Below are 21290 nucleotides of genomic sequence, written 5' to 3' on the forward strand. Positions count from 1 at the left end.
CGGCCTTCGCGGGGCGAACATGACCACGCTGCTGGTGATCCACCACACGCCGTCTCCGCACTGCCAGGAGATGTTCGAGGCTGTGATCGCCGGCGCCACCGACCCGGACATCGAGGGCGTCGAGATCGTGCGGCGTGCCGCGCTCACGCTGTCGCCCGCCGACGTGCTGGAGGCCGACGGCTATGTACTCGGCACCCCCGCGAACCTCGGGTACCTCAGCGGCGCGCTCAAGCACGGGCTCGACAACATCTACTACCCGTGCCTCGACTCCACACGGGGGCGGCCGTGGGGCTTCTACGTCCACGGCAACGAGGGCACCGAGGGGGCCGAGCGGGCGGCGGATTCGATCACCGGCGGCCTCGGCTGGGAGAAGGTCACGCCCAACGTCGTCGTCTCGGGCAAGCCCTCGAAGGCTGACCTGGAGGCGTGCTGGAACCTCGGCGCGACGGTCGCCGCGCAGCTCATGGAGGGTAGCGCCGAGAGGCTTGTGGGGATTAAGTGAGGTCGTACATGTCGGGAGCTGGGCGATGGAAGCCCTGGGCGCAGAGCACGACGTCAGGCTTTGCCGCGAATGCATCCGACGTGCGGACGACACACCCAGGTGGTGGGACGTATTCGCCGTCAGGGCTACGGTCTGAGCACCGCATTTGAACCTGAGCGCGGCGGCCGTTGAATCGCTTCAACCGGGCCAGACGGGATGACTGCAATTCCCCAGCGATAATCATTCGTTCGCGGCCCTGTAGAACTGCGTCACGAACGATTCCAACGTCCTTCCCGTTCGCCGAGCGAATGATCGCGCGTTCGCCCACTAGTTCGCGGCTCAGGACCACCGCTCTTCTCGGGCTCACTGGCCATATGATTCGGTCAGCTTCGAGGAGCGGCGGTCGGTTGCCACCTTTGAGGAATGGGACAAGCACCGGGGCATCGCATGTCATGAACCGCTCGGCGTCGTCCTCCCAAACCTCGATCTGCCTGCCGACAAACACGTCCGTTGCCTCCCATAAGGCTCTGAACAGCGTTTTGGTGTGGATACCCGCCGCGAAGTGCGGGGCCGCGTCCCGAACCCACGGCTTGAAGTCGGGGTTCTGCGCGGCCATCCAAGCGGCGCTCTGACTCTGGAGCCTTCTCTGTTGGACAGTCCTCATGCGCTGAGAGGCGATCGAAACACAGAGGATCTGGAGATCGTCGAGCGTTAGCGTCTCGGCATCTTGGAGGCCATCGAACAGCTTCTGCATACGGCAAAGCTCCTGGTCCACAGCGCCGAACATCATTTCGACAGCATTGTGGGGCTCGCCGTTTCGCCCGAGCACTCGGTGGAAGTTCTCTTCGACGCAAAGGTCACCGACCCCGATGGGACGAACTGATCCAGTCTTCGTATCCAACGTCCAAACTCGACGGGAGTCGAACGACCACCGGCGCAGGTAGGCGCGAGGAACGTAGTGGTGGCGACGCACACTCTCGGCGTCCTGAGAACGCGCTCTCTCTGTGATGCGATCCACGAGCTGCTGGGCACGGTCAGTCAAGCTTCGTCCGCCGCCGGTGTGCGGCACGCGACCCCACGGATTTCGAACTCGTCTGACGGTCCACCCGCCGGGAACTGGAACAGAGCCGGACATTCCGTTGATCCTATTCGTGGTGTTCCCGCTGCGATACCGTCCAGCGAGCAGTGGACTCCATCACCGCCGGGCTCGGCTGGGTGAAGGTGACCCCGTACGTGGTGGTGTCGGGCAGACCGACGAAGGATCAGCTCGAGGAGTGCTGGAATCTCGGCGCGACGGTGGCCGCGCAGCTGATGGAGGGGTAGGCGGCTTTCCGTCGAGGGCCGATGAGCCCGGCGGTCGTCGTGTTCGTTAACTGCCCGCGTCATCGAAAACTTGTCAGTCGGTCGGAGTAGCGTCGAAGCATGAAAGAAGACGTTGGGGTAGAATAAGATCAGCCGCCCGATGGTGGCGTGGTCGATCAGTTGTGTTCGATGGAACGGCAGCGCTGTCGGGCGGTGTTCGAGCAGTACCGGTTGGCCGCAGAGCTGCTGCGGCAGCGGGTGTGCGAACGGATCGCGGCGGGGTTGCCGCAGGCCCGGTGGCAGCAGGGTGTCGCCGGGGAGATCGGGCTCGCCTTGCGGATGTCGTCGCACACCGCCGCGAAGTTCCTGAACCGGGCGGTGGAGTTGGAGAAGAACCTGCCGCACACGCGCGCCCGGCTGCGGGAAGGTGATCTGTCGCCGGAGGCGATCCTGGTGATCGTCGGTGGCCTGGCGCACCTGGACGCCTGCGATCGACGACGCGCGGATGAGCTGTTGTGCGCCGATCCGGCGACGCTCGCCGGGTGCGGGCTGCGCCGCATCGGTGACCTGGTGTCGAAGGTCGCGTATGACCTGGATCCGCAGGGCACGGTGGATCGGAACGCGTCGGCAGAAAAGGATCGCACCGTGACGATCCGGCCGTTGCCGGAGGGCATGGCGCGGGTGTCGGTGCTGTTGCCGGTGGCGCAGGGCGTCGGGGTGTACGCGGCGCTGCGCCGGCACGCGGACACCCTGATCGGCATCGGCGCGGAGCTGCGGACGCGGGGCAGATCATGGCCGACACCGCGTTCGCCCGGATCACCGGCCGCGAGATCGTCGAGGGTCAGCCCGTCACGGTGCATCTGACGATGCCGGCCACCGTGCTGCTCGGCGACCAGCCCGGCACGGCGCACCTGGACGGCGGCGGCACGATGCCGGCGGAGATCGCCCGCAACCTCATCGGGCGGGCCACCGCCGCGGGCAACGCCTGGGTCAAGCGGCTCTACATCGCCCCGGAATCCGGCGCGGTCGTCGGCATGGATTCGCGGGCCCGGTGCTTCCCCGACGGGCTCGCCGAGATGATCCGCGCGCGGGATCGCTACTGCCGCACCCCGTACTGCGACGCCCCGATTGCGCATATCGACCACATCGTCCCGCACGGGGCCGGCGGGCCCACCGAGTTCGACAACGGGCAGGGCCTGTGCGCGGCGTGCAACTACGCCAAGGAAGCCACCGGCTGGGCCAGCACCGTCATCCCCGACCCGAGCGGTCGGCACACCGTCGACACCAGAACACCCAGCGGGCACACCCACCGGTCCACCGCACCGGACCAAGCGGCGTGAGCGCGGCGCGCCCGCGCCGCGACCGTTCCTGTCGGTGGTCGCCTCTAGACTGGGGCTGTGATCGCGACGCCCTATGAAGACCTCCTCCGCGACGTGATGGAGAACGGCACGCACCGGCCGGACCGCACCGGTACCGGGACGCGCAGCGTCTTCGGGCGCCAACTCCGGTTCGACCTGTCCCAGGGTTTCCCGCTCATCACCACCAAGCGGGTGCACCTGAAGTCCATCGCGTACGAGCTGCTGTGGTTCCTCCGCGGGGACTCGAACGTCAAGTGGCTCCAGGACAACGGCGTCACCATCTGGGACGAATGGGCGGCGCCGGACGGCGAGCTCGGTCCCGTCTACGGCGTGCAGTGGCGCAGCTGGCCCACCCCGAACGGAGAACACATCGACCAGATCAGCAAGGCGGTCGAGCTGCTCAAGACCGACCCGTCCAGCCGCCGCAACATCGTGTCGGCGTGGAACGTCAGCGAGATCGAGAACATGGCGCTGCCGCCGTGCCACGCCTTCTTCCAGTTCTACGCGGCGGACGGCAAGCTCAGCTGCCAGCTCTACCAGCGCAGCGCCGACCTGTTCCTCGGCGTGCCCTTCAACATCGCCAGCTACGCGCTGCTCACCCACATGGTGGCGCAGCAGGTGGGCCTCGAACCCGGCGATTTCGTGTGGACCGGCGGCGATTGCCACATCTACGACAACCACGTCGAGCAGGTCACCGAGCAGTTGAGCCGCGAACCGTACCCGTACCCGCGGCTCGAACTCACCGAGCGGCCCAGCATCTTCGACTACGAGTACGGCGACATCACGGTGCACGACTACCGGCACCACCCCGCCATCAAAGCCCCGGTGGCCGTGTAGATGATCGGACTCATCTGGGCGCAGGCCCGCGGGGGAGTGATCGGCGACGGGGGTGGCATCCCCTGGCACATCCCCGAGGACATGACGTTCTTCCGCGAGACCACCGCCGGCAGCACCGTGCTCATGGGCCGCCGCACCTGGGATTCGCTGCCGCCGCGGTTCCGGCCCCTGCCGGGCCGCACGAACATCGTCGTCACGCGGGACCGGTCGTGGCAGGCCGACGGTGCCGTCGTCCAGCACGACCTCGCCCTCCCCGAGGGTGACGTCTGGGTGATGGGCGGCGGCGAGATCTACGCCGCCGTCATCGATTCCGCGGACCTGCTCGCCGTGACCGAGGTGGACGCCGACATCGAGGGCGACACCCGCGCACCGTCGATCCCGGAAACGTTTCGCCGGACGGGCGAACCCGAGTGGCGCGAGTCCTCGTCGGGCCTGCGCTACCGACACCTGACCTACCGGCGCAACCGCTAGCCAATAGCAGCTTTCCGCCGCCGGGTGGGTAGCCTTAGCGCTTATGAGTGCGACCTCGGCGACCACATCGCCCACGACACCGTTCGGCGCGATCTCCGTGGCGATGGTGACCCCGTTCAAGGAGGACGGCACGCTCGACCTCGAGGCGGGGCAGAAGCTGGCGTCGCACCTCGCCGACCAGGGCTGCGACGGTCTGATCGTCGCGGGCACGACGGGCGAGTCGCCCACCACGCAGCCGTGGGAGAAGATCCAGTTCCTCAAAGCGATCCTCGAGGCCGTGGGCGACCGGGTGAAGATCACCGCCGGCGTGGGCACCTACGACACGGACGAGTCGGCCGTGTTCGCCCGCGACGCGGCCGAGGCCGGCGCGCACGGCCTGCTCGTGGTGACGCCGTACTACTCGCGCCCGCCGCAGTCGGGCCTGCTCGCGCACTTCCGCACCGTCGCCGACGCGACCGACCTGCCCGTGCTGCTCTACGACATCCCGCCGCGTTCCGTGGTCCCGATCGAGACCGACACGCTGCGGAAGCTGGCCGAGCACAAGAACATCATCGGCGTGAAGGACGCGAAGGGCGACCTGGGAGCCGGCGCGCGGCTGATCGCGGAGACCGGGCTGCAGTTCCTCTCCGGCGACGACCCGCTGAACCTGCCCTGGCTCTCCGTCGGGGCGGTGGGTTTCGTCTCCGTCATCGGGCACGTCGTCGCGCCGCAGCTGCGCGCGATGCGCGACGCCTACTTCGCGGGCGACATCGCACGCGCCAAGGACATCAACGCCTCCCTCGGGCCCGTCTACGAGGCCATGGCCGGCCTCGGCGGCGTCACGTTCTCGAAGGCGGCGCTGGCCCTGCAGGGCCTCGATATGGGTGTTCCGCGCCTCCCGCAGGTGCCGCCCACCGGTGACCAGCGCGACCGGCTCGCAGCGCTACTGACCCAAGCGGGGGTGCTCTAAACAATGACCGACGGTGCAGCAGGCGGAGCCCGACGGGGCCGCAAGGCCACCCGGCAGGCGGGTCCGCCCGCCGAGCCGAAGCCGGTGATCTCGACCTCAGCGGCGCGGGTCGTCGTCGAGGACACGGCCCCGGCGGCGCAAGCCCCGGCGGCTGCGGCTCCGGCTACGCAACAGCCGACGGCGAAAGCGGAGGCCAAGCAGCCGCAGAAGTCCACGTCGAAGGGCGGCTCGAACCGCCGCGGCGGTGGCGGACGGCGCGGCGGTGGCCAGAAGGCACCGTCGGCCGCCGTGGAACGGTTGGGAGCCCCGCCCAAGCTGCCCAAGGGCGGCATGCGCGTCGTCGCGCTCGGCGGCATCAAGGAGATCGGTCGCAACATGACCGTCTTCGAGTACGACGGCAAGCTGCTGATCGTGGACTGCGGCGTGCTCTTCCCCGAGGACCAGCAGCCCGGCGTCGACCTGATCCTCCCGGACTTCCGGTACATCGAGGACCGCATCAAGGACGTCGAGGCGATCATCCTCACCCACGGCCACGAGGACCACATCGGCGCGGTGCCCTTCCTGCTGCGGCTGCGGCCCGACATCCCCGTCGTGGGCGCCAAGTTCACGCTCGCGCTGGTCAAGGCCAAGTGCGACGAACACCGGCTGCGGCCCAAGCTGATCGAGGTCCGCGAGGGCGAGTCGACCAGCCACGGCCCGTTCGAGTGCGAGTACTTCGCCGTGAACCACTCCATCCCCGACGCGATCGCCGTCGCGATCCACGCGGGCGGCCAGGTGGCGCTGCACACCGGCGACATCAAGCTCGATCAGCTGCCGCTCGACGGCCGGCTGACCGACCTCGCCGGCTTCTCGCGCCTCGGCGACGCGGGCGTCGACCTGTTCCTCGTCGACTCGACCAACGCCGAGGTCCCCGGCTTCGTGACCCCCGAGCGGGAGATCGGCCCGGTGCTCGACAACGTGATCGGGCGGGCCAAGGGCCGCGTCATCGTGGCGTCCTTCGCCTCCCACGTGCACCGCATCCAGCAGATCGCCGAGGTGGCGATGGCCCACAACCGGCGGATCACCTTCGTCGGCCGGTCGATGGTGCGGAACATGGCGCTCGCGCAGGAGCTCGGCTACATGCACCTGCCCGAGGGCGTCGAAGTCGACCTCGACACCGCGGCCTCCCTGCCCGACGACCGCGTCGTGCTCATCTCCACCGGATCGCAGGGCGAGCCCCTGGCCGCACTCTCGCGGATGGCGCGGGGCGAGCACCGCAACATCACCATCTCGCCGAACGACCTCGTCGTCCTCGCCAGCTCGTTGATCCCGGGCAACGAGAACTCAGTGTTCGCGGTGGTCAACGGGCTGTCCAAGCTGGGCGCCAAGGTGATCACGCAGCAGAGCGCGAAGGTCCACGTCTCGGGCCATGCCAGCGCGGGCGAGCTGCTGTACCTGTACAACGCGGTGCGGCCCCGCAACGCGATGCCGGTGCACGGCGAGTGGCGGCACCTGCGCGCCAACGCCGCGCTGGCTGAGGCGACCGGCGTGCCGAAGGACCGGATCATGCTCGCCGAGGACGGCGTAGTGGTCGACGTGGTCGACGGCGTTGCGAAGATCGTCGGGCAGGTACCCGTCGGCCACGTCTACGTGGACGGCACGTCCGTCGGTGACGTGGGCGAGTCGACGCTGTCGGACCGCCTCGTCCTGGGCGAGGGCGGCTTCATCGCCATCACCGTCGCGATCGACGAGGAGGGCAACGCCGTCAGCAAGCCCGAGGTCTCCGGCCGCGGCTTCTCGGACGACCCGACCGCGCTCAAGGAGGCGGAGCAGATCGTCGAGGACGTGATCGCCGACCTCGCCGCCGAGGGGGTCAAGGAGGCCCACCGCATCGCGCAGGGCGTGCGACGCGCGGTGGGCCGCTGGGTCGACAAGGCGTATCGCCGTCGCCCGATGATCGTGCCCACCGTGATCGTGGTGGGCGAGTAGGGATCAGGGCTGGCGCTCGACCTTCGCGACCTGTGCGCGGAGCGTCTGCCAGAACGATTCCGAGTCCGCTGCCGCGTCGTTCTTGCCCTCGGCCTCGACGATCACCGTGACGCCGCGGACGTCGACCCAGGCCTGCAGGGTGTCGGTGCCGATGGCGAAGATGAACGGCTTGAGCCGGGCCAGGTCGGCGGGCGCCTGCAGCGTCGACGGGCGGTCGTCCGCGTCGACGCTCGAGCGGCAGGCGGTGGCGGCGTCCCGGCGTGCCGTGGTCACCGTGGTATCGAGGACCGACGCCTCGAGCTCCGTGGTGCCGCGGACCGCTTCGGCCTCGACGATCTCGCTGTCCGCGAGCCTCTCGGTGAGGGCGGTGAGCGCGGTCGCGCAGGGTGAAGCCGCGCCCGGGTCGGACGGTACGCCCTCGAGTGCGGACAGCTTCTCCCGCTCGACCTTGTAGCCGGTGCTGCCGAGGGGGAACTCATGCGCGGCCAGGACTGCATGCTGCGGCGACACGGGCGCGGCCTGCGCGATCGCGGGTAGGCAGATGATGGTGGCCGCGGCGGCCGTCGTGCCTGCGACCAGACGTCGAATGCTCATGTTCACTCCTCCGGCGACGGATCTCGTCGTCGCCGGAGCCTAGCCCATCGGGCGGGTCGGGGAGGCGGACCTCAGCGACCCGCCTGGACCTTCTGGATCTGGGCGCGGAACACCTGCCAGAACCGGGCGGTGTTGGCCGGGGTCTGGCTCAGTCCGGCGACGAAGACGTCGACGGTGTAGCCGTTCACATCGGCGAATCCCTCGACGGACTGCAGGCGCCCGTCCTTGTGGTTGGTGAGGATCACGGGGTTGTACCGCGCCAGGTCGCCCGGCACCGCGGGGCGGCCCTTGGACTCGCCGCACTGCGCGACCGCGGTGCGCCACTGGCCGGTGACCGGCGGCGACAGCACGGCGGACGCCATCAGCGAGTAGCCGTTGCGGGCGGTGGCGGTGGCACCGTCGAGCCCGGCGAGCGTGCGGTTGAGGCGATCGGTGGTGGCGCGGCATTCCGGCGTGACATCGCCCTCCGCGCCGACCTTCGACGCCCGCGCGTTCGGGGTGACCCGATAGTCGTTGGAACCGGCCGGGAACTGGGCCTTGGTGAGCAGGAGCGCCGTGCTGACCGGCGCGGCCGAGGCCGCCGGTGCGACGAGCGCGGAGCCGGTCGCGAGGGTGGCGACGAGGGCGGCGGCCGAGGCGAAGCGCGTACGGCGCGAGGTCGACGTGGAGTTCGCAGTCATGGCGTGAAGCATACGACAGTTCCGGTTGATTTCAGTGCACTGATGGTTGGTCAGGGGGAACGGTGGGTCGGGGAACCGGGGAAGGGCGACGCGAGGACTAGGGTGGCGGCGTGAAGCCTGCTCGGATCGAACGCGCCGCCCTCGTCGATGCGGCCCGCGCCGCCGGACCCGACGCGCCCACCCTGTGCGGCGAGTGGAACGTCCGCGAACTGCTCGCCCATCTCGTTGTCCGCGAGGGCCGTCTCGACGCGGCGCCGGGCATCCTGCTGCGCCCCCTCGCCGGTTACACGGAGCATGTGCAGGCGAAGTACGCGGCACGGCCGTTCGACGAACTCCTCGACGCCGTCGCCGACGGCCACCGCGACTGTCGCCGTTCCGGCTCGTCGACGAACAGGCCAACCTCGGCGAGTACTTCGTCCACGCCGAGGACATTCGGCGCGCACGCCCGGGTTGGTCGCCTCGCGTCCTGGATCCCGGCGTGCAGCGCGGTCTGGAGGCGGTCGTGGCCCGGATCGCGCGGATGACGATGCGCGGCGCCCCGCTGCGGATCAGCCTCACGACCGAGACCGGCACCGTGGTGACGGTGGGGCGCGGACCGTCGGTCGCGGTGATCGGCTCGATCGGCGAGGTGGCGATGTGGGCGTTCGGCCGCGACGAGGCGCTCGTGACGTTCGAGGGCGGCGACACGGACATCGAACTTCTGGGGTCGGTGGTCCGCGCGCTGTAGCGACCCGCCGTAGGCGCTGCTGTTACATGTGTGGCACTTGATACGGATGGGGTTACTGTCGATAGACTGACCCCATGGCATCGAAGACCACCAGCCGCACGCAGGCGGGCAGCCGCGGCGCGAGCTCCCGTACCGCGAGCTCGCGCGCGGGCGGCGGCAGCCGCGCGGCGAGCCCGACGCGCAGTCGCCAGCCCGCGCCGCGCGCCCGCGGCAAGCAGGCAGCGCCGGCGCGGGGACCGCCTCTGCGGCCGGTAGGGGAGTGGGGCGCGGGCTCGGCGCCGGCTGGAAACTGCTGGCCAAGGGTGTCGGCGGCGCGGTCCGCACGGGGAGTGCGCCGACCGAGACGACGGTGCTCGAGCCGGGCGCCGAAACGACGCCGCCACGCCCGACGCACTCGCGCGACGGTCTCGCGCTCGCCCTGTTCGCCGTCGCGATCGTGCTCGGCGCCGCGCTCTACTTCGACGCGGGCGGTCCCGTCGGCTCGTTCTTCTCGACCGGGGTCCGCGCGGTCGTCGGCTGGTTCGCGGTCCTCGTCCCGCCGCTCGCGATCGCGCTCGGCGTGGTCATGATGCGCCGCCCCGACAACCCCGCCGCGCACGTCCGGCATCGCGTCGGCGGCGCGCTGATCGTCCTGCCCTTCCTGGGGTTGCTGCACATCGCCGCCGGCCGACCCGCCGATTTCGACGGCAGGTCGGCGTCCGGCGGGTACCTCGGCTACGTCGTCGGAGGCCCGCTCACGGATGGCTTCACGCCGTGGATCTCGGTGCCGCTCCTCGTCCTGGTCGCGCTGTTCGGCCTGCTCCTGGTGAGCGGGATGACGGTGCGCGAGATCGTCGACCGGCTCAAGTTCTACTTCGGCGTCGACCTGCGGGAGCAGTACGGCGAGGCCGACGGCGACCCGGCCGACGACGGTGATCTCGACTCGCCGTTCGCGGCCTTCGAGTCCGGCAGGTCCGGTGCGGCCGTGCGGGCCCTCGCCCTACGGCGACCCGTACGACAACTATCCGGCCGACCCGGAGCCGCCCGCGCGCGGACGCCGGCGCAAGGCCGCCGCGGCCGCCGATGCGACCGAGGCCGACGAGTCACCGTCTGACCGGGTGACCGAGCCGATCGCGCCGGAGCCGGAACCGTCGGACGAGCCGACCGTCGAGGTCGAACCGAAGGCGACGCGCGCGCGGCCCCGTCGGGCGGCCGTGGTGAAGGACCACACGCCGCCCCCCGCGCCGAAGTCGGAGGAGTTCACGGTGGCGCGGACCATCGAGAGCGACGACTACGTGCTCCCGCCGGCGGATCTGCTCATCGAGGGCGAACCGGCGAAGGCCGGAACCAGCGCCAACGACGCCATGATCGACGCGATCAGCGGCGTCATGGAGCAGTTCAAGATCGACGCCGCCGTGACCGGGTACACCCGCGGACCGACGGTGACGCGGTACGAGCTCGAGCTCGGCCCGGGCGTGAAGGTCGAGAAGGTCACCGCGCTGCACCGCAACATCTCCTACGCGGTCGCGACCGACAACGTGCGGCTGCTGGCCCCGATTCCCGGCAAGTCCGCAGTGGGCATCGAGGTGCCGAACACCGACCGCGAGATGGTGCGCCTGGCCGACGTGCTGGCGGCGGACAACACCCGCAGGGACACGCACCCGCTGGTGATCGGCCTCGGCAAGGACATCGAGGGCGAGATGGTCAACGCCAACCTCGCGAAGATGCCCCACCTCCTGGTCGCCGGCTCGACGGGCTCGGGCAAGTCGAGCTTCGTGAACTCGATGCTGGTCTCGCTGCTGGCGCGCGCGACGCCCGACGAGGTGCGGATGATCCTCATCGACCCGAAGATGGTCGAGCTGACCCCGTACGAGGGCATCCCGCACCTCATCACGCCCATCATCACCGACCCGAAGAAGGCCGCTGCCGCGCTGGCCTGGCTCGTGGAGGAGATGGAGCAGCGGTACAAGGACATGCAGGCCTCGCGCGTGCGGCACATCGACGACTTCAACCGGAAGGTGCGCTCGGGCGAGATCTCCACGCCGCTCGGCAGCGAGCGCGTGTACCGGCCGTACCCGTACATCGTCGCCATCGTCGACGAGCTCGCGGACCTCATGATGACCGCCCCACGCGACGTCGAGGAGGCGATCGTTCGGATCACGCAGAAGGCCCGGGCCGCCGGCATCCACCTGGTGCTGGCGACGCAGCGGCCGTCGGTGGACGTGGTCACCGGCCTGATCAAGACGAACGTGCCGTCGCGGCTGGCGTTCGCCACGTCGTCGCTGACCGATTCGCGGGTCATCCTCGACCAGCCCGGCGCCGAGAAGCTCATCGGGATGGGCGACGCGCTCTTCCTGCCGATGGGCGGCAAGACCACCCGAATGCAGGGCGCGTTCATCACCGACGAGGAGATCGGGTCCGTCGTCGACTTCGTGAAGAACCAGGCGGAGCCGGAGTACGCCGAGAACGTGACGGTACAGAAGGTCGAGAAGAAGGACGTTGACCCCGACATCGGCGACGACCTCGACGTGTTCCTGCAGGCGGTGGAGTTGGTCGTGTCGTCGCAGTTCGGCTCGACGTCGATGCTGCAGCGCAAGCTGCGCGTGGGGTTCGCCAAGGCCGGCCGCCTCATGGACCTCATGGAGACCCGCGACATCGTGGGGCCGTCGGAGGGGTCGAAGGCGCGCGAGGTGCTCGTCACGCCCGACGAGCTGCCCGGCCTGATGGTGGTTCTGCGCGGCGGCGACGCGCCTGCTTCGGAGGACGAGGAGCCGGACTTCTGATAGTGTCGGGCCTGCATGTGTGAGGGGAGTATCCCGCTCGCGGCGTGAACGTCAGCACGGTGGATCGACATCCACCCGGGCGCGCCGGACCCGCAGGTCGGGTCGGGAGAGACCTCCGGATCTGTACCGGAGGTGTATGCAATGCAAGTTTCGGCTGTCGTCTGGATCGTCTCGATCCTGGTGGTTCTCGGCCTCTTCGTCTTCGATTTCTTCAGTCACGTGCGGACGCCGCACGAGCCCACGCTGAAGGAATCCGGGTTCTGGTCCGCGGTCTACATCGGCATCGCGATCGTCTTCGGCATCGGGGTCTGGGCGGTCTCGGGGCCGAAGTACGGTGGTGAGTACTTCGCCGGTTTCGTGACGGAGAAGGCGCTGTCCGTCGACAACCTCTTCGTGTTCGTCATCATCATGGCGAAGTTCGCGGTGCCCCGGATCTATCAGCAGAAGGTGCTGCTGATCGGCATCGTGATGGCGCTGGTGATGCGCGGCGCGTTCATCGCGGTCGGCGCCGCGGCGATCTCCGCGTACTCCTGGGTGTTCTACATCTTCGGCGCGTTCCTGCTGTACACCGCGATCAAGCTGGTGCGCGAGGCCTCGTCCGAGGAGGGGCCCATCGAGGACGAGAAGGAGCGCGAGGGCCGCGTCGCAGCGCTGTTCAAGCGGATCGTCCCGACCACGGACCAGTACGACGGCGACAAGCTGATCACCAAGGTGAACGGGCGGAAGGTCGCGACGCCGCTGCTGCTGGCGCTGGTCGTCATCGGCTTCACCGACGTCCTGTTCGCCCTCGACTCCATCCCCGCGATCTACGGCCTCACGCAGGAGCCGTACCTGGTGTTCATGGCGAACGCGTTCGCGCTCATGGGTCTGCGGCAGCTGTACTTCCTCATCGGTGGGCTGCTCGATCGGCTCGTGTACCTGTCCTACGGACTGTCGATCGTGCTGGGCTTCATCGGCGTCAAGCTGGTACTGCACGCGCTGCACGAGAACACGCTGCCCTTCATCAACGGCGGTGAGCACCTCGCGGTCCCGGAGATCTCCACCGGGCTGTCGCTCTCGGTGATCCTCGGTGTGCTCGTGATCACGACCGTGGCGTCGTTGATCAAGTCCAAGCGAGACGGGCAGAAGGCACTCGATGACGGCGGTTCCGGTCCGGCCTCGGAGTAGTCGATGCGTTCCACAAGGACTCCGTGCGCTTCCGGGGCGATCACGACAAGCGCAACGCCTTCGCCCGCCTGGGGTTCACGGTGCTGGCCGTCACCTGGCACGACGTGGTGAACACTCCGATCAGCGTGGTGGAAGCCGTGGTCGAGGTCCTCAGCGAGCGCCGCAGCGCCGCGTCATGAGGGCATCACGCCGACGGCCACTGTGGCCTGTCGTTCGTCGTCGATCTCGATGTGCGTGAGCAGGCCCGCCGACCGCAGGGCCGCGATCGTGTAGGTGACCTGCTGTCGGCCCGTTTCGATCAGGACACGGCCGCCGGGACGCAGCCACCGCGGAGCGTCCAGCGCGATGCGCCGGTGCAAAGACAGTCCGTCCGGGCCGCCGTCGAGCGCCAGCCGGGGCTCGTTGTCGCGGGCCTCCGCGGGCATGGTCGCGATCGCCGCGGTGGGGACATACGGTGCGTTCGCCGCGATCACGTCGACGGTGCCGCGAAGCTCGGCCGGTAGGGGCCCGTACAGATCGCCCAGCAGCACCGTTGCCTCGGGTGCGTTGCGGGTGGCGAACTCGGTCGAGGCGCGGTCGATGTCCGCGGCGTACGTCTTCGCCGAGGCAGCGGTCGCGGCGATCGGGCCCGCACCGCAGCACAGCTCGACGAGGACCCCATGGCAGTCGGCGAGTTGCGACAGGAACTCGGTGCGCCGGCGGGGGACGAACACCCCCGGCCCCACCGCGAGGCGGCGTCCGCGGAACTCCACCCAGCCGAGCAGGTACTCGAGCGGCTCACCCGCGCAGCGGCGCCGGACCAGCGCGTCGAGAGTGGCGCCCGACGCGGCGGCCTCGAGGAGTGCGGCCTCCCGTTCGGCGAAGACGCAGCCCGCAGCCCGGAGGTCGCTGATCACGGTCACGGGTGGAGTCAATCACGGTCAGCCGTCATCGACGACGCTCTCGACAGCCCCGACCGCCGGCGCCCACCGTGCTGCGCGGCCGTGCGGGCGGGCCGGATCGAGCGGTGATCGCGCGGGTCGTCCGGCCGAGGACTAGTCTGCGATCGACGCCGGACCGGTCCGGCCGGAACGGGGAGTGCGCATGTACGGACAGCAACCGGTGCCGCCGAGGGGGCCGTTCGTCCCGGTCGGCGCGAAACCCGCGAAACCGGGCCCGACGGGGCCGGGCGTCGCCATCGGTTCGGCGTGCGTCCCGATCGCCTTCATCGTAGGGATCTTCGTCGTCCGGTTCGTGGTCGAGCAGTTCGACCTGGGCGGCTGGTTCGCCTCGCTGGCGTTCGTCGCGCTGGACGTGATTCCGTTGGTGTATCTGCTCGTCGTGGGCCGCGGCATGGTCGGCAAGCTCGTCGGCGGCGGCCTGATGGCCTTCGCGCTCGTGCTCGACCTGGTGAACGTCGTCTTCGTCCGGCTCGTCGACGGGTGGCCGACCTGGGCGGAAGTCCTCAACTTCGCACTCGGGCTGCTCATCACGATCGTGGTGATCACCGCGTGGGGAATCGCCCGCCGCGCCGGGTGGCTGTGGACCGTCTCGATTCCGGTCGGGATCGTCACCTGGGCGATCTGGACCTTCGGTCTCAGCGACATGTCGTTCTTCGCCTTCGACCACTATGACGGCAAGACCTTCGGGAACTACTTCGCGCGGCCCGTCCTGTTCGTGGTCGTGCAGTACGTGACCCCGATCGTGATCGGTTGGCTGCTCGAGGTGCTGACCCGGGGCTCCACGACCACACCGCTCGCGCAGCAGCCGCCCGCGGGGCCCTGGCAGCAGGGCGGACAGTTCGGGCCCGGCCGGCAGTACGGACAGCGCCCGCAGGGATCGCAGCAGAACTTCCGCCCAGGACCGCCGCAGTACTGACGCGTCATCCGAACGGATGAATCCCGGGTCCGGCGCGGGCGCAGGGGCGGAGTCCGCACTACGCTCTCCTCGGCCCGATCGCCGGGCGGGACTGGGGAGCGCGTGTACGGACAGCAATCAGGACCTGCCGGTGGCCCGACGGTGCCGCCCGCCCGGTCGGGCAAGCCGGGGCCGACCGGGACGAGGATGGCACTCGCCTCCGGGGGCATCGCGTTCTTCTGCCTGCTGGTGGCGTTCGGCCTACGCGCGCTCCACTCGACTGGTGCCGTGCCGGCCGGTGCGGTCTCCGTGGTGCCCTACCTCATCGTGGTGGTCTACCTCGCCCTGGTCGGCCGGGGTGCGCTGGGCAGGATCGCCGGGGCGGGTTGCTGGCTCGTCGCAGGCGCTCTCTCGGTGATTCCGGTGATCGCTCCGTGGGCGTTCATCCGAACCGATGCGGGGGCCATCCTGATGATCGTGTTGTCAGCGTTCGGCGTGGTGCTCGCCACGGTCGGCTGGGGAGTCGCGCGACGCGACGGCTGGCTGTGGCTGGTGAGTGTGCCCGCTGCGCTCGTCATGTGGGCCTTGCTCAACTGGGGGTTGGGTCCCGCGGTCCGGGAGCGGTGGGGCGCACCCCGTATCTCTACGTCGGCGCCGTCCTGTCGATCCTGCTGATTCGCGTGATTCCGATCCTCGTCGGCTGGGCCGCGGAGGCTGTCGAGCGGTCGATGCGTCATCCTCGGCCCGGTGCGCCCCTGCCGAATCGGGGCAGGCCGCATCCGAATCCGGCGCCGCCTCAGGGGCACTGGCAGTGGCATCCCGCGCAACAACCGACGGGGCCCGGCGCCCGGATGCCGGGCGGGAACCCTCCGTCCGAGAATTGAATCACTACAGCGTGACGAGCATGCGGGTGTTGCCGAGGGTGTTCGGCTTGACGTAGCTCAGGTCGAGGAACTCGGCGACGCCCTCGTCGTAGCTGCGGCAGAGCTCGTTGTAGACCTCGGCGCTCACGGGTGTTCCGTCGATCTCCTCGAAGCCGTGCCGGCCGAAGAAGGTGGTCTCGAAGGTCAGCACGAACACGCGCCGCAGTTCCAGGAAACGCGCCTCGTCGAGCAGTCGCGCGACGATCTTGTGCCCGATCCCGTGGCCCTTCACGGCCGGATTGACGGCGAGGGTGCGGATCTCACCGAGATCGGACCACAGGACGTGCAGCGCGCCGCAGCCCTGGACCTCGCCGTCCACCTCGTACACCCAGAACTCCTGTACCGATTCGTACAGGGTGACCAGGTTCTTCTCCAGCAGGATCTTCCCGGCGTACACGTCGATGAGGCGCTTGATCGCGGGGACGTCGGAGGTCCGGGCGCGGCGGAGCACATCGTCGTGGTCGGTGTTCACCGACAAACAGTAGCGCGCAGGGCCGCGGAATCGAGCTACCGATAGGCTGAGCGGCGTGAGTGCATCGGAAGGCGCGGTCCCGACGGGCACACGTGTCTCGAACGTCAACGTGGCGAACGCGCTGACGGTGCTCCGGATCGTACTCGTCCCGGTGTTCCTGGCAGCGCTGTTCGTGGACGGCGGGCATGACGCGCGGTGGCGCTGGATCGCCTTCGCCGTGTTCGCGATCGCGATGATCACCGATCGGATCGACGGCCAGATCGCCCGCCGTTACGGGCTCATCACCGAATTCGGCAAGCTCATGGATCCGATCGCGGACAAGGCGCTCACCGGCGCCGCGTTCATCGGACTCTCGGTGCTGGGGGACCTGCCGTGGTGGGTGACGGCCGTGATCCTCGCCCGCGAGCTGGGAATCACCGTGTTCCGCTTCGTCGTGATCCGCGACGGCGTCATCCCCGCGAGCCGTGGCGGCAAACTCAAGACGCTGCTGCAGACCATCGCGATCGGCCTGTACCTCATGCCGCTGCAGCCCTGGATGGACATCCCGAGCGCGGTCGTGATGGGCGCGGCCGTGGTGGTCACGGTGTGGACCGGCGTCGACTACCTGCAGAGCTGGTGGCGTGCCCGCAGGTGATGCGGCCGCCCTCGTGGCCGCGCTCGCGGAGCGCGGCGAGACCGTCGCGTCCGCCGAGTCGCTGACCGCGGGCCTGTTCGCCGCCGCGATCGCGGACGTGCCCGGCGCCAGCGCGGTCCTGCGCGGCGGGCTCATCGTGTACGCGACCGACCTCAAGGCGAGCCTGGCGGGCGTACCGTCGGGCGCCCTGGAACGCGACGGGCCCGTGCATCCGAACACCGCCCGGGCCCTGGCCGACGGTGCGCGGGAGCGCTGCGGCGCGGACTGGGGCGTCGGCCTGACCGGCGTGGCCGGCCCCACGGAGCAGGACGGCGTGCCCGTCGGCACCGTCTACCTGGGGATATCGGGCCCGTCCGGCACGTCGGTCACGCTCCTCGAGCTCGACGGTGACCGCGCCGCGATCCGGCGGGGCACCGTCGACCACGCGCTGCGCGAGCTGACCGCGCGGGTTTGTGCGAATCGGGAACCATCCGGGTCCGTTCCGCGTTGACTGGTCAGAGATCAACACGGAGGTGAGCATGGCTCTACTGCTTCGCGAGGCGATCGGGGAGAACCTGCGCAAGACCCGGGTGCGCCAGAGTCGCACGCTGCGGGACGTTTCCTCGGCGGCCCAGGTCAGCCTGGGGTACCTGTCCGAGGTCGAGCGCGGCCAGAAGGAGGCGTCCAGCGAGCTGCTGGCGGCGATCTGCGGCGCTCTCGCGGTCGACGTGGCAGAGGTTGTCGCCCAGGCCAGCGTCTCGATGCGCCCGATCCCCACGATGGTGATCCCGGCGCCGGCGTTCGCAGCCGCCTGACCCTGAGGGAGGTGTCCGCGGGTTCGGGGAAATCCCCGAACCCGCGGACCAGGCGGCGCGGCGGCACCTTTGCCGATAGATTGGTAACCACGAGTCCGGCGATCGCCGGACGGCCGGACCGATACTCCGGATGGACTCGACAAGGCGTAGGAGAGACGATGGCTAACCCGTTCGTCAAGGGGTGGCGCTACCTGATGGCGCTGTTCAACGCGAAGATCGACGAGAACGCCGATCCCAAGGTGCAGATCCAGCAGGCGATCGAGGACGCGCAGCGGCAGCACCAGGCGCTCTCGCAGCAGGCGGCGGCCGTCATCGGCAACCAGCGCCAGCTCGAGATGAAGCTGAACCGCCAGCTGGCCGAGGTCGAGAAGCTGTCGGCCAACACCCGCCAGGCCGTGCAACTGGCGGACCAGGCCACCGCCGCGGGCGACGCGGCCAAGGCTACCGAGTACACCAACGCCGCCGAGGCCTTCGCCGCGCAACTGGTGACCGCCGAGCAGAGTGTCGAGGACCTCAAGGGTCTGCACGATCAGTCGCTGCAGGCGGCCGGCCAGGCCAAGCGCGCCGTCGAGCAGAACGCGATGCAGCTGCAGCAGAAGCTCGCCGAGCGGACCAAGCTGCTCAGCCAGCTGGAGCAGGCGAAGATGCAGGAGCAGGTCTCCGCGTCGCTGAACCAGATGGGCCAGCTCGCCGCGCCCGGTAACACCCCGAACCTCGACGAGGTCCGCGAGAAGATCGAGCGCCGTTACGCCAACGCGCTCGGCTCCACCGAGCTCGCGCAGAACTCCGTGCAGGGCCGGATGGCGGAGGTGCAGCAGGCCACCGTGCAGATGGCCGGCCACTCGCGGCTCGAGCAGATCCGCGCGTCGATGCAGGCGAGCGGGCAGATCCAGGGCGCCCCGGCGGCGCCGCAGGGTGCCCCCGCCCCGCAGACCCCGCAGCAGGCGCCGAACCCGAACCTGCAGAAGCCCTGAGAATCAACGAGGACGAATGACTGACCAGCGAGGCCGCTACCGCGCCGACTTCTCGGCGGTGGCGGCCTCCGCTGGTCGGATGGCGTCCTCGGCCATCAACGCGGCGTCGCAGGCCATGGAGAACGCGGCCCGCGCCGCCGATGAGGCGCGCGACCGCCGGCCCGGCGCAAGGACCCGAAGGCCGTGCATCTGCGTTCGGTCAAGCGCGCCAAGAGCGTCGTCAACGGCTGGGCCGCCACCACGTCGACCTCCGCCGTCGTCGCGGTCGGCGGATTCGCCGCCGCCGCGCCCGTGGTCGGCGGCACCGCCACCGCGGTCACCGCGGTGATGGCGGTCCCCGCCGCGTACGCGGTCCGCACGTTCCGCCGCCTCAAGCGCACGCCTGCGCCTCCCCGCAATTACGCCCGCCGCACGATCCCCGCGGCCACGTCGGCCCTGCACGGTCCCGTCAGGAACCTCGCCGAGGCCGAACAGGAGTTCCTGGCGCTGGTCTCCGTGCTGTACCGGTCGGGCGCACTGCCGCCCGAATCGCTCAGCGAGCTCGACGACGACGCGGAGTCCTCAGCCGACGCGATCGTCGCCTACGCAGAGCAACTCGCCGACCTGGAACGCGTGGTCGCCGGTAGCGGCGGCTCGGCCGCCTACCTGCGCGACACCTTCGACGACGGGCTGCGCAGCCTCGACGAGGGCGTCCAGGCGTACCGCGAGATGGTCCGGTCCGCCGCGACGACGGTGGCCGCGGCCCGCCAGTCGCTCGGGTCGCCGGCCCGGCTCGACGAACTGAGCTACGCCACGCCGCGGCTGCAGGACGCCGCGGAGCGGCTGCGGGCCTGGGCGTACGGCATCTCCGCCCTTCCGCCGGTGCCCGATCCGCACACCTGGTGACGGCGTCGCCGCGGCCTCGGGGTTAACCCCCAAATCTCCCTGAAACCGCAGCTCAGAGGGTGACTTCCGAGTGTCGTGCGGGGCACTATGGAGAGCGAAAGACCTCGTGAATCCCTCGAAAGGTGCACTGCAATGTTCTGGAAGATCCTCGGCGCCATCGTCGTCATCTGGCTCGCCCTCATGGTGGTCTCGGCGGTCATCAAGTGGCTGTTCCCGCTCCTCATGATCGCGCTCGTGGTCATCGGTATCGTCACGGTGGTCAAGTGGCTCGGCTCGAGCAAGAAGTCGACCACCACCGTCTGATCGCGGGGTCGCCCGCACGAGGGGAGTGCGGGTGCGCGTCGCGCTGGTAGCCGGATCCGAGGCCGGGCACGCGTTGCCCGGTCTCGCGCTCGCTCTCCGCCTGATCGCCGCCGGCCACGAGCCCGCCGTGTTCACCGGGCGCCGGTGGATCGAGACCGGCGCCCGATACGGCATCGACACCCGCGAACTCCCGGGCCTGGCCGCCCGTCCCGGCGACGACGACGAGGACGCCGGCGCCAAGATCCACGCCCGAGCGGCGTACATCGGGACCCGAGTGCTCCCCGGCATCCAGGAGTTCGGCGCCGACCTGGTGGTCGCCGACATTCTCACCCCGGGCGGCGGCATGGCCGCCGAGCTGCTCGGAATTCCGTGGCTCGAGCTGAGTCCTCACCCGCTGTACCTGCCGTCCAAGGGGCTGCCGCCCATCGGCTCCGGCCTCGCGCCGGCGCAGACGCCGCGCGAACTGCTCCGCGACGCCGTGCTCCGCGCGTTCACCGCCCGGGACATCCGCGATGGCCGCCGCCAACGCGAGGCGGCCCGTGCCGGCATCGGCCTCGCCCCGCGGATCCGGGACCGCGCGGCCGCATCGTCGCCACCATCCCCGCCCTCGAGCTGCCCCGCCCCGACTGGCCGGCACGCGCGCACCTCGTCGGGCCCTCACCCTGGAGCCGACGGACGCCGCGTGCCCCGTGCCCGACGGGGCCGCGCCGCTGGTGATGGTGGCACCGTCGACCGCCGCGACGGGGGAGCAGGGCCTGGCCGAGACCACCGTCGAGGGCCTGCGCGGCGCGAACGTGCGGGTCGCGGTGAGCGGCCTCCACCCGCCCGCGTTCGAAGAGCCGTGGGTCGCGAGCGGATTCGGTCGCCAGGACCTGCTGGTCGCGAAGGCGGACGCCGTCGTCTGCGGCGGCGGGCACGGGATGCTCACCAAGGCGCTCACCGCGGGCCGTCCCGTGGTGGTGGTCCCCGGCGCAGGCGATCAGTGGGAACTCGCGAATCGCGTCGCGCGGCAGGGCAGCGGGGTGCTGGTGCGGCCCGCGACTCCGGAGGCGATCCGCGACGGGGTGCGCCGGGTTCTCGACGACCCGTCGTTCGCTCGCGCCGCGCGCGACGCCGCCGCGACCGCGCACCGCGTGGCCGACCCCGTGCTCGTCTGCGAGGGGTATCGGTAAC

At 70.0% G+C, this 21290-nt stretch carries 25 protein-coding genes and 3 pseudogenes; 22 read left to right on the top strand and 6 right to left on the bottom strand.

The features are described from left to right. Positions 1–19: 19 nt before the first annotated feature. The gene (locus MTP03_RS09120; RefSeq protein WP_248491654.1) at positions 20–502 is read left to right on the top strand and encodes a flavodoxin family protein; all 483 of its coding nucleotides are present in this window, start codon (positions 20–22) and stop codon (positions 500–502) included. On the opposite strand, the gene MTP03_RS09125 is transcribed toward MTP03_RS09120, so the two are convergent. Next, a complete protein-coding gene (locus tag MTP03_RS09125; RefSeq protein WP_248491655.1) occupies positions 495–1616 on the bottom strand; it encodes a DUF4238 domain-containing protein in 1122 nt (373 codons plus the stop codon). The genes MTP03_RS09120 and MTP03_RS09125 overlap by 8 nt on opposite strands. A gap of 41 nt (positions 1617–1657) precedes the next feature. Here MTP03_RS09125 and MTP03_RS09130 point away from each other — a divergent pair. The 7 genes and pseudogenes from MTP03_RS09130 to MTP03_RS09160 form a co-directional block, all read left to right on the top strand. Next, positions 1658–1804 (top strand): annotated as a pseudogene (locus MTP03_RS09130) (flavodoxin family protein); the annotation flags it as partial. Positions 1805–1972: 168 nt separating this feature from the next. Then, entirely contained in the window at positions 1973–2647 is a 675-nt protein-coding gene (locus tag MTP03_RS09135) for a DUF222 domain-containing protein (RefSeq protein ID WP_248491656.1), read from the top strand. Beyond that, positions 2575–3123, top strand: a complete 549-nt coding sequence (locus tag MTP03_RS09140; RefSeq protein WP_248491657.1) for an HNH endonuclease — start codon at positions 2575–2577, stop codon at positions 3121–3123. The genes MTP03_RS09135 and MTP03_RS09140 overlap by 73 nt, the downstream gene beginning before the upstream one ends. Positions 3124–3219: 96 nt before the next feature. Beyond that, complete coding sequence (locus MTP03_RS09145) at positions 3220–3978, top strand: thymidylate synthase (protein WP_248492105.1); 759 nt, start codon at positions 3220–3222, stop codon at positions 3976–3978. Continuing rightward, on the top strand, positions 3979–4449 hold the full coding sequence (locus MTP03_RS09150) for a dihydrofolate reductase (RefSeq protein WP_248491658.1): 471 nt from the start codon (positions 3979–3981) through the stop codon (positions 4447–4449). Between the two features lie 43 nt (positions 4450–4492). Further along, positions 4493–5398, top strand: a complete 906-nt coding sequence (gene dapA / locus MTP03_RS09155; protein WP_248491659.1) for a 4-hydroxy-tetrahydrodipicolinate synthase — start codon at positions 4493–4495, stop codon at positions 5396–5398. Positions 5399–5401: 3 nt separating this feature from the next. After that, positions 5402–7366: a ribonuclease J gene (locus tag MTP03_RS09160; RefSeq protein WP_305852790.1), complete on the top strand. Its 1965-nt coding sequence runs from the start codon at positions 5402–5404 to the stop codon at positions 7364–7366. Positions 7367–7369: 3 nt separating this feature from the next. On the opposite strand, the gene MTP03_RS09165 is transcribed toward MTP03_RS09160, so the two are convergent. Both MTP03_RS09165 and MTP03_RS09170 read right to left on the bottom strand, forming a co-directional pair. Continuing rightward, entirely contained in the window at positions 7370–7960 is a 591-nt protein-coding gene (locus MTP03_RS09165; RefSeq protein WP_248491660.1) for a hypothetical protein, read from the bottom strand. A 71-nt stretch (positions 7961–8031) separates the two neighbouring features. Beyond that, positions 8032–8640, bottom strand: a complete 609-nt coding sequence (locus MTP03_RS09170; protein WP_248491661.1) for a hypothetical protein — start codon at positions 8638–8640, stop codon at positions 8032–8034. A gap of 110 nt (positions 8641–8750) precedes the next feature. Between MTP03_RS09170 and MTP03_RS09175 the strand changes: the two genes are divergently transcribed. From MTP03_RS09175 to MTP03_RS09190, 5 genes and pseudogenes are all read left to right on the top strand, one after another. Continuing rightward, a complete protein-coding gene (locus MTP03_RS09175; RefSeq protein WP_371820931.1) occupies positions 8751–9164 on the top strand; it encodes a maleylpyruvate isomerase family mycothiol-dependent enzyme in 414 nt (137 codons plus the stop codon). Beyond that, positions 9119–9367, top strand: coding sequence for a hypothetical protein (locus MTP03_RS23580; RefSeq protein ID WP_371821018.1), 249 nt, complete (start codon positions 9119–9121; stop codon positions 9365–9367). The genes MTP03_RS09175 and MTP03_RS23580 overlap by 46 nt, the downstream gene beginning before the upstream one ends. 259 nt (positions 9368–9626) lie before the next feature. After that, positions 9627–12129, top strand: a pseudogene (locus MTP03_RS09180) (DNA translocase FtsK 4TM domain-containing protein). Positions 12130–12270: 141 nt separating this feature from the next. After that, entirely contained in the window at positions 12271–13296 is a 1026-nt protein-coding gene (locus MTP03_RS09185) for a TerC family protein (RefSeq protein WP_248491662.1), read from the top strand. A gap of 23 nt (positions 13297–13319) precedes the next feature. Then, positions 13320–13475 (top strand): hypothetical protein, encoded by a 156-nt coding sequence (locus MTP03_RS09190; RefSeq protein WP_248491663.1) that lies wholly within the window; start codon positions 13320–13322, stop codon positions 13473–13475. Here the strand turns inward: MTP03_RS09190 and MTP03_RS09195 are convergent. Beyond that, positions 13470–14198: a putative protein N(5)-glutamine methyltransferase gene (locus tag MTP03_RS09195; protein ID WP_248491664.1), complete on the bottom strand. Its 729-nt coding sequence runs from the start codon at positions 14196–14198 to the stop codon at positions 13470–13472. The two genes, MTP03_RS09190 and MTP03_RS09195, sit on opposite strands and share 6 nt — an antisense overlap. Before the next feature lie 181 nt (positions 14199–14379). Here MTP03_RS09195 and MTP03_RS09200 point away from each other — a divergent pair, with 181 nt between their 5' ends. Continuing rightward, positions 14380–15153, top strand: a complete 774-nt coding sequence (locus tag MTP03_RS09200) for a hypothetical protein (RefSeq protein ID WP_248491665.1) — start codon at positions 14380–14382, stop codon at positions 15151–15153. A gap of 186 nt (positions 15154–15339) precedes the next feature. Further along, positions 15340–15807 (top strand): hypothetical protein, encoded by a 468-nt coding sequence (locus MTP03_RS09205; RefSeq protein ID WP_248491667.1) that lies wholly within the window; start codon positions 15340–15342, stop codon positions 15805–15807. Positions 15808–16020: 213 nt separating this feature from the next. Here the strand turns inward: MTP03_RS09205 and MTP03_RS09210 are convergent, their stop codons facing one another. Beyond that, positions 16021–16527 (bottom strand): amino-acid N-acetyltransferase, encoded by a 507-nt coding sequence (locus MTP03_RS09210; protein WP_248491668.1) that lies wholly within the window; start codon positions 16525–16527, stop codon positions 16021–16023. A 55-nt stretch (positions 16528–16582) separates the two neighbouring features. Here MTP03_RS09210 and pgsA point away from each other — a divergent pair, with 55 nt between their 5' ends. The 4 genes from pgsA to MTP03_RS09230 all read left to right on the top strand — a co-directional run bounded on the left by pgsA (position 16583) and on the right by MTP03_RS09230 (position 18929). Further along, positions 16583–17161: a CDP-diacylglycerol--glycerol-3-phosphate 3-phosphatidyltransferase gene (gene pgsA / locus MTP03_RS09215; RefSeq protein ID WP_248491669.1), complete on the top strand. Its 579-nt coding sequence runs from the start codon at positions 16583–16585 to the stop codon at positions 17159–17161. After that, positions 17148–17651: a CinA family protein gene (locus MTP03_RS09220; RefSeq protein WP_248491670.1), complete on the top strand. Its 504-nt coding sequence runs from the start codon at positions 17148–17150 to the stop codon at positions 17649–17651. The genes pgsA and MTP03_RS09220 overlap by 14 nt, the downstream gene beginning before the upstream one ends. Positions 17652–17679: 28 nt before the next feature. Then, a complete protein-coding gene (locus tag MTP03_RS09225) occupies positions 17680–17955 on the top strand; it encodes a helix-turn-helix domain-containing protein (protein ID WP_248491671.1) in 276 nt (91 codons plus the stop codon). Between the two features lie 158 nt (positions 17956–18113). After that, entirely contained in the window at positions 18114–18929 is an 816-nt protein-coding gene (locus MTP03_RS09230; RefSeq protein WP_248491672.1) for a PspA/IM30 family protein, read from the top strand. Between the two features lie 36 nt (positions 18930–18965). On the opposite strand, the gene MTP03_RS09235 is transcribed toward MTP03_RS09230, so the two are convergent. Continuing rightward, positions 18966–19118: a hypothetical protein gene (locus MTP03_RS09235; protein ID WP_248491673.1), complete on the bottom strand. Its 153-nt coding sequence runs from the start codon at positions 19116–19118 to the stop codon at positions 18966–18968. Between MTP03_RS09235 and MTP03_RS09240 the strand changes: the two genes are divergently transcribed. The 3 genes and pseudogenes from MTP03_RS09240 (at position 19113) to MTP03_RS09250 (ending at position 21289) form a co-directional block, all read left to right on the top strand. After that, positions 19113–19814, top strand: a complete 702-nt coding sequence (locus MTP03_RS09240) for a hypothetical protein (protein ID WP_248491674.1) — start codon at positions 19113–19115, stop codon at positions 19812–19814. The genes MTP03_RS09235 and MTP03_RS09240 overlap by 6 nt on opposite strands. A gap of 132 nt (positions 19815–19946) precedes the next feature. Further along, positions 19947–20117 (top strand): hypothetical protein, encoded by a 171-nt coding sequence (locus tag MTP03_RS09245; RefSeq protein ID WP_248491675.1) that lies wholly within the window; start codon positions 19947–19949, stop codon positions 20115–20117. Between the two features lie 31 nt (positions 20118–20148). Next, positions 20149–21289 (top strand): annotated as a pseudogene (locus MTP03_RS09250) (glycosyltransferase). Position 21290: the final 1 nt, after the last annotated feature.

Source organism: Tsukamurella sp. PLM1, assembly GCF_023168325.1.
Classification (GTDB): Bacteria; Actinomycetota; Actinomycetes; order Mycobacteriales; family Mycobacteriaceae; genus Tsukamurella.

Bases quoted from the DNA above. Each gene is read 5' to 3' on its own strand.
- MTP03_RS09225 (WP_248491671.1), top strand. From the start codon at position 17,680: ATGGCTCTACTGCTTCGCGAGGCGATCGGGGAGAACCTGCGCAAGACC.
- MTP03_RS09135 (WP_248491656.1), top strand. From the start codon at position 1,973: ATGGAACGGCAGCGCTGTCGGGCGGTGTTCGAGCAGTACCGGTTGGCC.
- MTP03_RS09125 (WP_248491655.1), bottom strand. From the start codon at position 1,616: ATGTCCGGCTCTGTTCCAGTTCCCGGCGGGTGGACCGTCAGACGAGTT.
- MTP03_RS09245 (WP_248491675.1), top strand. From the start codon at position 19,947: ATGTTCTGGAAGATCCTCGGCGCCATCGTCGTCATCTGGCTCGCCCTC.
- MTP03_RS09165 (WP_248491660.1), bottom strand. From the start codon at position 7,960: ATGAGCATTCGACGTCTGGTCGCAGGCACGACGGCCGCCGCGGCCACC.
- MTP03_RS09200 (WP_248491665.1), top strand. From the start codon at position 14,380: ATGTACGGACAGCAACCGGTGCCGCCGAGGGGGCCGTTCGTCCCGGTC.
- MTP03_RS09145 (WP_248492105.1), top strand. From the start codon at position 3,220: ATGGAGAACGGCACGCACCGGCCGGACCGCACCGGTACCGGGACGCGC.
- MTP03_RS09230 (WP_248491672.1), top strand. From the start codon at position 18,114: ATGGCTAACCCGTTCGTCAAGGGGTGGCGCTACCTGATGGCGCTGTTC.
- MTP03_RS09150 (WP_248491658.1), top strand. From the start codon at position 3,979: ATGATCGGACTCATCTGGGCGCAGGCCCGCGGGGGAGTGATCGGCGAC.
- MTP03_RS09185 (WP_248491662.1), top strand. From the start codon at position 12,271: ATGCAAGTTTCGGCTGTCGTCTGGATCGTCTCGATCCTGGTGGTTCTC.
- MTP03_RS09235 (WP_248491673.1), bottom strand. From the start codon at position 19,118: ATGCACGGCCTTCGGGTCCTTGCGCCGGGCCGGCGGTCGCGCGCCTCA.
- MTP03_RS09160 (WP_305852790.1), top strand. From the start codon at position 5,402: ATGACCGACGGTGCAGCAGGCGGAGCCCGACGGGGCCGCAAGGCCACC.
- MTP03_RS09140 (WP_248491657.1), top strand. From the start codon at position 2,575: ATGGCCGACACCGCGTTCGCCCGGATCACCGGCCGCGAGATCGTCGAG.
- MTP03_RS09120 (WP_248491654.1), top strand. From the start codon at position 20: ATGACCACGCTGCTGGTGATCCACCACACGCCGTCTCCGCACTGCCAG.
- dapA (WP_248491659.1), top strand. From the start codon at position 4,493: ATGAGTGCGACCTCGGCGACCACATCGCCCACGACACCGTTCGGCGCG.
- MTP03_RS09170 (WP_248491661.1), bottom strand. From the start codon at position 8,640: ATGACTGCGAACTCCACGTCGACCTCGCGCCGTACGCGCTTCGCCTCG.
- MTP03_RS09205 (WP_248491667.1), top strand. From the start codon at position 15,340: ATGGCACTCGCCTCCGGGGGCATCGCGTTCTTCTGCCTGCTGGTGGCG.